Consider the following 9,697-nt stretch of genomic DNA (forward strand, 5'->3'; position numbering starts at 1 on the left):
ATCGCCCGGATCATACTGTCCGTATCTTTGCGCATTAACCCAATAATAAGCGAAGCGAGCTGTTGTTTCATCTCATCACTCAGACTGCCCACCATGCCAACAAGAAAGGTATGAAGAAGCTCTCCCTCTTCATCACTGATTATGTGCTGATGGTTTCACACAGGCTCCATTGCTTGCAGCGTCATTCATGCTTCGTTGCTTCCTTAACTTCAGTTGCATATAACAACGTTCACTTTTTGTTTGGAGTATTTTGAGGCAGACGTGACAACAATGTCGAGTATTCAGTAATGAAAGCCTTATAGCTCGAGCTGAATTCCAGTTTTCGATACATATTGACCTTTTCGGTAAAGCGATAGACATCCTTGCTCGGAAAATAAATGCTCATTCCTTCTCCCTTGGGGTGTTCAGGAGACTTCATGTTATAAACAACCGCTTTTTTAATTGTTTTTTTGACGCGGTCCGCCTCTGTCTCAGCTTTCATTCTTTTGCCGATCAAGGTAAACAAATCAGCAAGATCCACCAAATCGGCTTCGTCCGCATAATCCTCGGCTTGATCCCGTGCTTTTCTCAAATGACTTATTCCCTTTGTCATAGCTTGGGGCTTTAACAATCTTTTGCTGAATGACTCGACTGCCCTCATAACCTCTTCCATCCGATCCAGTCGAATGATCGATTGCTGAAGGTCCTCCTCTTCGCCGTTTTCCTTCGACTGTTCCAGATATCCTTGAGCAATAGTTCTGCCCAACTCAAGGGTGGAAATCCCGGGCTTTTCTTGAACTGCCTTCAGCATTTTTGTATAATCCCACCCATTCTGATTCGTGTAATCGACAGAGGCAAGCATATATTCGCCATAGTTCCTAAGTGCATAGGCCACCTCCACACTTGCCATTTTGCAATTATCGAAGCCAATGAGTTCAAATTTAATTCCCGTTTCGTTATAGGCGTGTCCAATTCCTTTTTGAAGCTCGGTCAAGCTCATTTTTTTATTTCCATAGTGCTCGTCGCCGCCGTATCCATCGATCGGCCCAAGACCGTGCCCCCAGAACATAAGCACATGCTTCCGAGCTGGATATTCACGGGTTCCCCAGCGAATGAAATCTGTAAGGGAATCGGATGTATCCATATTTTGCGAGCCTGCGTTATCCAGAAGAGCCAACTTCCCCTTTTCCACACGCCATCGTTGATTCAGACCGGACTCAATGGACGAATGGTCCCAGCTTCGGGCCCCTCCTGTCTGAACAACAACATTTACATTGCTGGAAGAGCCGACACTCATCATTTCCTTCAAGTCATCGCTTGCCATATGAAAATCACTTTCCATATCTGAACCAATCATATAGATGAGAAAGGTGTAATCGGCCTGCCGATCGGATGCTTTTAGTTCAGATATAGGAAGAAACGAGACAAGCAGAATGAAAACAAGCAGCCGTATTGTTCTTTTCATTGCCTTCCCTCCTTGTTTCCGCTCTACACTTTAATATTAGCAATATGCCATAAAGAAAAATAACCGTCTTCATCAGGATCTTCGTTCTCCAGTACAAAACCAGTAGACTGAAAACACTTCAAACAAGCAGCGTTGTCAGCTTCAATTCCGGCGTACCATTTATGGATCGTTTCCAGTTTGGGAAGCTGCATAGCTTTTCCAACCACTGCTCTGCCGTAGCCCCTGCCTCGAACCGACGGATCGACAACAATGGCAATGCTTCCCGTATTCTGCTCCTCCTGCTCAATCATAATTACACCTACGGCTTTCCCCTGCGAGAACGCTACCCACACGTCATAACCAGGATGCTGCTCCACGTGCTGATGCCACTCGTCTAAAGGAAGCATTCCCTCCAAGCGCCGATGAACCTCTGCATCCTTAAACCAATCCTCCAGCATTGGCAAATCTCGCTCTGTAAACGGTCGCAAATTGTCAATCACGCTCATTTCATCTCACCTCTTATCTGTATTTTTGAGCCTGCATATTGTATAGTTCAGCATACCCTGCTTTATTTTCCAGTAATTGGTCATGTGTTCCCGTCTCCATGATTCTGCCCTGTTCCATATAGACTACATAATCTGCGTGTCGTGCAGTGCTTAACCGATGCGAGACGATAACCACCGTCTTGTTTTTCATTAAATCCCGCATTCGCTGGAACACGTCTTCCTCCATGAACACATCAAGCGCAGAAGAAGGTTCGTCCATGATCAGCAATCCGGCAATATCCTCTCTCATAAAAGCACGGGATAATGCAATCCGCTGCCATTCTCCTCCTGAAAGGCTTCTGCCTCCGAATAGCCTGCCTAGTTGTGTATCATATTTTTGCCCCAGCTTGCAGAGAAATTCATCTACTCCGCCCAGCTTGGCAGCTCTTTCGATTATCCTTTGCTCGTTAACAGCCCCAAGATTACCTAGTCCAATATTGTCTCGAAGATTCATTTCATAGCGTACAAAATCCTGGAATACCGCTGTGGCCTGTGTCCGATAGGCAGCGATATCATACTCTCCCAGCGGAATACCGTTGTAAAACACCGCTCCTTCATTGGGATCAAAGAAGCGCAGGAGCAGTTTGACAAGCGTGCTTTTGCCTGATCCATTTTCACCGACCAGCACGGTCACTTTTCCAGCAGGGATGATAAGCTCAGGGATATCCAACACAACTTTGGTTTCATCATACCGGAAATGGAGCCCTTCCAGCCGGAAGCCCTCTTTGACGGACACCGCAGGAGGGCATGAGCCTGACTTCATTTCATTCTCGCTATAGAGAAAAGAACGAATCTTCTCCAGATGCCGAGCTTCCCTGGGACCGATCGCAAAAGCTGCAAACAATTCATTCATTCCCTCATTCAACTGAATAGTGGCACCAATAAATAAAAAGATGTCCCCTGCTGTGAAATGGCCGGAAAGCGCATGTCCAACTAGATAAATAATGATGAGGCCGGCGGCAAGCGACTGGAGCACAGACCACAATAATTGATGGAGGGCCAGTTTCCGTTGGTCGGCTGAAAGTGTAAGCAGAAGCTCTCGTGATGTGTTCAGATATCTCTCCTTAAAAAAAGGAACAAGGCCAAATACCTTCAGCTCTCCGGCTGTTTCAGGCCTGAGCGGCGTACCAGCGTAATATTCGGCACGCCGCCTTAATTCCTGGACCTCCTCGCGTCCTTCAAAAGTCGCGTTGTTAAGCTTCGCTTCCCAATACAGCTTGGGAACGACCAACGCCAGCAAGACAATCGGGGCCCAGGGAGCGATCGTTCCGATCATAATACTCCCGGCTGCAATCACGACTAGTCCTCCGATGGTCTGAGAAATAATCGTTAACCACATTGTAACGAAGTATTCGTTATATTGAATAACTCGAGTTTTTGTATGGAAGCCTGCCTTTTCAAAAGGAGCAATATCTGGAATCGACATTGCTTTGCTGATCAACAACTCATCAATGTGTGCTTGAAGTTTTGCAGTCAACAGGCGTTTGTGCATCTCTGATACGGGTTGGAGGGCATCCACCGCTAATGTTAGCCCAATATACAAGAGCACCATCCAAGCCAGCGTATCCCATGATGCAAGAACAAACTGCTGTTCAGCCAATCTGTCAATGATCTGGGCACTCAGCCAAACAAGCAGCGGACCAAGTAATGCCTCAAGCACTTTAATGGCAAAAACGGTACACACTTTTACTGGCGAGCATGTCCATAACAAGGACAGTCCAAACAAAATGGAGGAAGCCATCTGTCGTCGCCTGGCTGTGATTCGATGCAATGCTATCACTGGATATGCTCCTCCCCTTGAAAAGATCTTCCTTGCAACCGGAACATGGTGGCATACTCCCCATTTTTGCGCATCAAGGCCTCATGGCTACCTTCTTCCACAATACAACCATTTTTCAGGACAAGGATTCGATCTGCTAGTTTAACCGTGCTGAACCGATGAGAGATCATGATAACCGTTTTACCTTTTGTCATTTTTTGAAACTGATTGAAAATCTCATATTCAGCTCGAATGTCAAGAGACGCCGCCGGTTCATCCAGAATCACCAGACCTGCTTCGCGAACCATCGCTCTAGCTAAAGCAACGCGTTGCCATTGTCCACCCGAGAGATCAGTACCTCCCCATTCGGGGCCCAAGAGGGTTTCGGTTCCCCGAGGCAGCGTCGAAACGATCTGGTCAAGCCTTGAATCTTGAAGTGCCTGATTCATCTCCCTATCGCTCAGTTTTGCATTCAGGCTGCCTATCATAATGTTCTCGCGTAAGGATAATTCATATTTTCCAAATTCCTGAAAAACAACCGAGATGTGCTCTCTCAGCTCCCTGACATCAAACGAGCGAATATCCACACCGTTGATTTGGATCTCGCCTTCGCAAAACTCATAGAAGCGACACAGCAGTTTGACAAGGGTCGTTTTGCCCGAGCCATTGGCGCCAACAATCGCGATGCGCTCCCCGGGAGATATGCTGAAACTGATATGGTCAAGGACCCAGGGAGAGCGTCTGTCTTCATTCTCATGAAAGTCCTCAGCATAGTCGAAGACTTCGTCCTCATTTTCGCCATCGGCTTCTTCACTGTCCAGGTCCAGGTCGAAATCATCAGCTGTTTCCTCGGAAGCAGCACTCTCCTGTTCTTGATAAGGATACTTGAAGCTTACTCCCTTGAATTCTATAGAGAGGGGGCCAGTATTCACTGGAACGGGATGTGAAGGCTTCTGGATATCTTCCTCTGCATTCATAAATATGACGAAGTCGTTCCCCATTCTCCAGATATCAATCGTGTCGGCCCCTTCCTTGGCAATCTCTCTTAAGGAAACAGACAATTGAAATACAGCCCCCAGATACAGAGCAATATCCCCCAGCGAAATCGAGCCCGATCCAGATTGACTTACTACCCAAAAATATGCTCCGCCTGCCACCATACCCGAAAAAAGACCGGTAAAAACCGTTCCTCTGGCGCTTTTGGTCTGGATCATTCGAAACTGTTCATACAGCTGGGCAAACGTCTGTTGATAGATGTTGTGGAGATGGCTGCCCAAACCAAACAAGCGAATTTCCTTGGCGGCACGTCGACTAATCATCAGGCTTCGAGTGTAATCCAATCTTCTTCTGATCACTGCATATTCTTTGGCGTACTGCCATTCCATCTCGTTGTACCGGTTCTGCATGAACGCAAAAGGAGCTGTTGACAGCACCAGAATAATGGACAGCATCGGAGAGAGCACCGCAATCAGCATAATAATACCAATAGCTGAAAAAACAGATGTGCACAAATTCGCGCTGAAGTTCAGGAGCTGTGCTGGCAACCAATTGGAGCGATCCCGCAGAGCCTCCAGCCGGTTTCGGTGTTCCTCCTCTTCAAAAAAGCGCATGCCGGGAATACGTTCAAAAGCATCCAGCAAAATGCTATTCACGGTAATGATGGATCGCTCCGATAGCAGCATTTTAAGCCAGGTTTGCGCGGCGTTGACGAGGCTGAGCAAAACCAAGCTACAAGCATAGACAATAGCCCACTGCGCCGCATATGATTCTGATACGTCTGGCGCAATTCCATCGATAATTTGTTTAGAAGCATAGAGCTGAAGTGCTGGAACAGCCCCCTCAATGAATATGAACAATACGATAAGCACGGTTAACACCGGACCGGATTGCCATAACATTCGCACGAGTAACTGGGTTGTTTGCCGTGTTCGTTCTGCTCTGCTGCACCGTCCTTCATGATCATCCATGTGTTTCTCCATTCGTCTGCACCTTTATGATTGAAATGGCCCTGAATCAGGCATGAAAGTACATAGGCTTCTTCTCATTCATATTGACCTCCTCGATCTCTCCAAGCATCCTTGCCGGAGCCGGCCTGGAGCGGTTGAGCACATGTTCTTTGCCACGGCTCATCTCCTGTAGCCAAATCTCCAAGTCGATAACAGAGCGCATATATTGGTAACCCATGCCCAGATCATTATTCGGGTCCTCCGAACGGATTGCCATGGCGACCAGGTGTTTCCACCACATTTGCTGGTCAATAATGCCCAGTTCTGTAACAAGCACACGCTGTCCACTCGCAAACAATTGCAAAATATGCTGGCGGTCATTCAAAAAGCTTTTCCTGGCCATATGGGCATAGGTTGTTTTGGACGACCTATTATAGACATACGAAGGCAAGATATCTGTAAATGCTTTTCGAAGCAGCAGCTTGGAACCGGCATAGCTGTCTTGCTCCCCCTTCAAGAGATCAAAATGCTGCTCCGGCGGAACTGAAAAAGAAAACTCGATCATGCGACGGTCCAGAAACGGATGATATGCAGGCAAGGTAATGCTGACAGAGTCCATGTATCTTGCACGAGGCCATAAAAAGTCATAATGATAACGCTTTCCCCAATATTTTAGTGCTCTGCTATTGCGATATCGGTGAACCTCCTCGGCATTCATCTGTCGTTCTCTCTGGAGATGCTCGTTTGTAAAGAATTCGGGCAAGTCGTATTCCGTATCCGACCATAACAGCTTATAGTACATTTTGTCCCCAATATAAGGAATAAATGGAGCCACACCATATTTAAATCCTCTTTTTAGCATAGAACCTGCTCGATTGCCGGTCCATTCCCGGAGCTGACGAATGCCTTCCCGATAGCGCTTTTGCCGAAAATAGGAATCAATGACAGCAGCCTCGCCGCTATATACAAAGTCACCGCCTTCGCCCGTCAAAACGGCAGCAGTCCGAAATTGCCGGGCGAGCACTGTAAACGTTTCATTCACAAGCGAATTGGCTCGGGGGTCTGGACCATCCACGAACCATAACGGGTCCCTGCCAATTTCGGCATTAGGTATTCTGGCTGTTGCGTCCGCATGAATGATCAAGCCAGGAATACGCAGATCTCTCATCATTTTTTTGACGAGATCCTTATCATGGCTTGGCATCATATCCGGTTCCGCAAAAGAAATGTTGACAGCCAGAATCTGCTCCCTATTCCCGCCGGCAATGGCGGCAGCTACAACCGCGGCCGAGTCGAGTCCTCCGCTCAATTCAACAATTCTTTTACTGCCATTAAAGCGCTCCTGGGTCACCTGCTTCAGCAATTGACGAAATTGGGGGACAGGATCTTCTGTGAGCTGTGGCTGGCTTGTCAGTTCCCGCATTCCCCAATAGCTTTGTACTTTCACCTGATGATTGTTTAACCAGGCAATGGAAGCAGTGGGAAGCTTGCGAATGCCTTTAAAAAAAGTCCGCTCCTCCAGTCCGTTCTCCCCTACAGCAAAGCCTGAAGTCGGATACATTCGGCACACGTCTTCATCGACTTCAAAAGGAGTATCCTGAAGCAGCAAAAGCACGCGTAGATCGTTGGCAATAAACCATTCATTTCTTGGGCTAATCCAGTAATAAACAGGTCGGGTTGCATAGCTGTCGGTAGCAACAATTAAGCTTCTTCGTTTCTGGTTCAAGTACACCAGTGTAAATTCCCCTTGGGACTTGCATAGGTGATATTCAGGTTTCTCTTGCAGCAGGCGGTAAGCCTGCTCCTGCTGATAAGATGAAAGGGACGGGAAATCGTCGGCATGGGCTTGCAGCTCGCCGCTTGCCCAACCATCCAGAATGATGGGAAAATCAAGACGGACATCCGGGGAGGAACCGGAAGCCTGCGTTCCGTAATCGTAGGAGAGCGTTGCTAAATGGAACGTATCGTCCGTATATACATTAGCACCGGTAACCCTTGCCCACCTTTTAATTGAATCCATCCACTCCAGCCAAATGTTTTGATTTTGGCCCTGCATAGCGATCCAGATCTTCATCCCAGAGATAGCACCCACCTCTCGGCATATTCGCTCATATTATATGTTTTCAACACCTTCAAATCATTTCCTTTATGATTAGGATCAATAGTCCGGCCGTCTCCCAGACGCACCCACGCGTGAGAGAACAGTTTTTCATCTATCTTTTTCACGCCGATCAACAAGTCGCTCTCATAGCCGGCACTAAACAAAATGGCCTGAACCGTCATAGCTATGGATACACACGAGGTTATGAGATGATCGTTCTCATCCATTTCATACAGCATCTGACCAAGTCTGCACAATTCAGCCGTGTCGATCTGATTCGCTTCTCTTCGCCCTGCGCTTACATGAAGCGGGTACATGTGTATTGCAATTTTTTCATAAGCATCCATAAAATCCGTCTCCAGCAGTAACAGGCGGACAAACGCATGGACCGTGGTAAAATAAACCTTGTTATGGACTGGGATAGCTTTGCTCATGAGGCATCGACCTTCACCAGTTTTTTAGTCGAGAGTTCCTGAATTGCTGTTTGCAGAATATAGGTTAATTCCGCCTCGGATTGATCAAATTCCCTCTTCCATTTACTCAGAATTTGGTCAAATTCCTGTGCTCCAGTCTCCAGTTCCAGCCACAGCTCCATCAACGCACCTTCAAGTCCAAAATATTCGCCGTTATTGATGTCCAGCACGATACATTCCTCGCTTAATGACGTCGTGGCGGTTTCCTCGCTTCGGGCAATTTTCATGCCTGCAACCCCTCTCTGCAAGGTAATATGTAGTATATGAAAATGACTAGAGAGAGCCACAAGGCCCTCTCTGGTGAACATATAATGCCTTTTGAAATTAACCACGTTTTACTCCACGACCGAATTTGCCATCTCCCGGCTTACTTTTCTTGGAGAGAGTTACTGTCAGGAATGCACCATAACTCTTCAAAGGAGCTACTTGAACTTTACGCATATATTTCACCGCCTCTCTACTTGAAATATATTACATTTTTAATATATCATAGAAATAATGGGTTTTAACCGAAACAAATCCCCAAAAACCGTCAAGATTCCACAAGTCCGCTTTTACGGTTATTTTTCGGCCCGAAAAGAAAATACTACATACGAGGTGGATATCATGCTTAACGTAATTCTGGTAGACGATCATAAAGCATTTACCTGTGGAATGAAGCTCATTTTGGAACAAAACAACATGAAGGTATCTGTACTTCATTCAGCCCTTGAAACGCTAGACTTCATAAAAGAACAGGCAAATCCAATAGACCTTTACCTGTATGACTTGTCTATGCCAGACCTTAGCGGAATTGAGTTGGCAACCAAAACACTGGAGATTGTCCCTGATGCAAGAATCATGCTTTTCTATTCTCAGGAGGATATGATTCAGCTGTTTCAAATGTCGGTACAGGCAGGCATTCGCGGATTTATCGACAAGTCTTTTTCAGCTCAGCAGGTGCTGACAAGCATTTCCATGTGCATGGAAGGGGCGGTGGTGTTTTCCCTGGATTTCCTTAAAACAATTTTCACTCCGACAGCTTTCTTTAACGCACCTGAAACGATGCTGACCGATTTCGAAATAAAATTGCTGCAACAGGTGGCTAAAGGCGAAACCAATAAACAAATCGCGGATTCTCTTTTCATGTCTACTCGAAATGTCGAATATCATTTGGGGCGTGTGTATAAAAAGCTGAGGGTAAGCTCCAGAACATATGCCGTTCACAAATGCAAGATTCTTAAATTGATATAAGCACCCAAGAGGCACCAAAACATTAACTGTGAATATGACATTCTCCAAAAAACTAGTAAAATTTAAAGCAAAACCCGCAAAGATCCTTTAAAAAGGTCTCTTTGCGGGTTTTGTTGTTATTTTAGAATCTTCCTGATTTGAATATCGAATAGAGCAGGAAAGCCACCATCAGAATCGCCACCAGAAAACCAATCTCAATGACCGGAATATCCCATAG

Annotated in this window: 9 protein-coding genes; 1 reads left to right on the forward strand and 8 read right to left on the reverse strand. The window is 46.4% G+C overall.

Annotation, left to right across the window (positions count from 1 at the left end; translation table 11 throughout):
- Window positions 1-229: 229 nt before the first annotated feature.
- The 8 genes from J2X75_RS30240 to lrcA all read right to left on the reverse strand — a co-directional run bounded on the left by J2X75_RS30240 (window position 230) and on the right by lrcA (window position 8,688).
- On the reverse strand, window positions 230-1,444 hold the full coding sequence (locus J2X75_RS30240; RefSeq protein WP_310343342.1) for a clostripain-related cysteine peptidase: 1,215 nt from the start codon (window positions 1,442-1,444) through the stop codon (window positions 230-232).
- A gap of 23 nt (window positions 1,445-1,467) precedes the next feature.
- Window positions 1,468-1,929 (reverse strand): GNAT family N-acetyltransferase, encoded by a 462-nt coding sequence (locus J2X75_RS30245; RefSeq protein ID WP_310343345.1) that lies wholly within the window; start codon window positions 1,927-1,929, stop codon window positions 1,468-1,470.
- Window positions 1,930-1,942: 13 nt separating this feature from the next.
- Window positions 1,943-3,748 (reverse strand): ABC transporter ATP-binding protein, encoded by a 1,806-nt coding sequence (locus J2X75_RS30250; RefSeq protein WP_310343347.1) that lies wholly within the window; start codon window positions 3,746-3,748, stop codon window positions 1,943-1,945.
- The gene (locus J2X75_RS30255; protein WP_310343350.1) at window positions 3,745-5,694 is read right to left on the reverse strand and encodes an ABC transporter ATP-binding protein; all 1,950 of its coding nucleotides are present in this window, start codon (window positions 5,692-5,694) and stop codon (window positions 3,745-3,747) included. Before J2X75_RS30255 ends, J2X75_RS30250 begins: the two co-directional genes overlap by 4 nt.
- Before the next feature lie 46 nt (window positions 5,695-5,740).
- Complete coding sequence (locus J2X75_RS30260) at window positions 5,741-7,747, reverse strand: asparagine synthase-related protein (protein WP_310343353.1); 2,007 nt, start codon at window positions 7,745-7,747, stop codon at window positions 5,741-5,743.
- Complete coding sequence (locus J2X75_RS30265) at window positions 7,744-8,208, reverse strand: lasso peptide biosynthesis B2 protein (RefSeq protein ID WP_310343356.1); 465 nt, start codon at window positions 8,206-8,208, stop codon at window positions 7,744-7,746. The genes J2X75_RS30260 and J2X75_RS30265 overlap by 4 nt, the downstream gene beginning before the upstream one ends.
- Window positions 8,205-8,474 (reverse strand): PqqD family peptide modification chaperone, encoded by a 270-nt coding sequence (locus J2X75_RS30270; protein ID WP_310343359.1) that lies wholly within the window; start codon window positions 8,472-8,474, stop codon window positions 8,205-8,207. The genes J2X75_RS30265 and J2X75_RS30270 overlap by 4 nt, the downstream gene beginning before the upstream one ends.
- A gap of 97 nt (window positions 8,475-8,571) precedes the next feature.
- Window positions 8,572-8,688, reverse strand: coding sequence for a lasso peptide lariocidin (lrcA, locus tag J2X75_RS30430; RefSeq protein WP_422641473.1), 117 nt, complete (start codon window positions 8,686-8,688; stop codon window positions 8,572-8,574).
- Window positions 8,689-8,853: 165 nt separating this feature from the next.
- Here lrcA and J2X75_RS30275 point away from each other — a divergent pair, with 165 nt between their 5' ends.
- Window positions 8,854-9,480, forward strand: coding sequence for a response regulator transcription factor (locus tag J2X75_RS30275; protein WP_310343362.1), 627 nt, complete (start codon window positions 8,854-8,856; stop codon window positions 9,478-9,480).
- The last annotated feature ends 217 nt before the right edge of the window (window positions 9,481-9,697 follow it).

Source organism: Paenibacillus sp. 2003, assembly GCF_031455635.1.
GTDB lineage: Bacteria > Bacillota > Bacilli > Paenibacillales > Paenibacillaceae > Paenibacillus > Paenibacillus amylolyticus_B.

What these genes read in the sequence shown, in the direction of transcription:
- J2X75_RS30240 (WP_310343342.1), bottom strand. Translation starts at nt 1,444, where the DNA reads ATGAAAAGAACAATACGGCTGCTTGTTTTCATTCTGCTTGTCTCGTTT.
- J2X75_RS30270 (WP_310343359.1), bottom strand. Translation starts at nt 8,474, where the DNA reads ATGAAAATTGCCCGAAGCGAGGAAACCGCCACGACGTCATTAAGCGAG.
- J2X75_RS30265 (WP_310343356.1), bottom strand. Translation starts at nt 8,208, where the DNA reads ATGAGCAAAGCTATCCCAGTCCATAACAAGGTTTATTTTACCACGGTC.
- J2X75_RS30260 (WP_310343353.1), bottom strand. Translation starts at nt 7,747, where the DNA reads ATGAAGATCTGGATCGCTATGCAGGGCCAAAATCAAAACATTTGGCTG.
- J2X75_RS30245 (WP_310343345.1), bottom strand. Translation starts at nt 1,929, where the DNA reads ATGAGCGTGATTGACAATTTGCGACCGTTTACAGAGCGAGATTTGCCA.
- J2X75_RS30255 (WP_310343350.1), bottom strand. Translation starts at nt 5,694, where the DNA reads ATGGATGATCATGAAGGACGGTGCAGCAGAGCAGAACGAACACGGCAA.
- J2X75_RS30275 (WP_310343362.1), top strand. Translation starts at nt 8,854, where the DNA reads ATGCTTAACGTAATTCTGGTAGACGATCATAAAGCATTTACCTGTGGA.
- lrcA (WP_422641473.1), bottom strand. Translation starts at nt 8,688, where the DNA reads ATGCGTAAAGTTCAAGTAGCTCCTTTGAAGAGTTATGGTGCATTCCTG.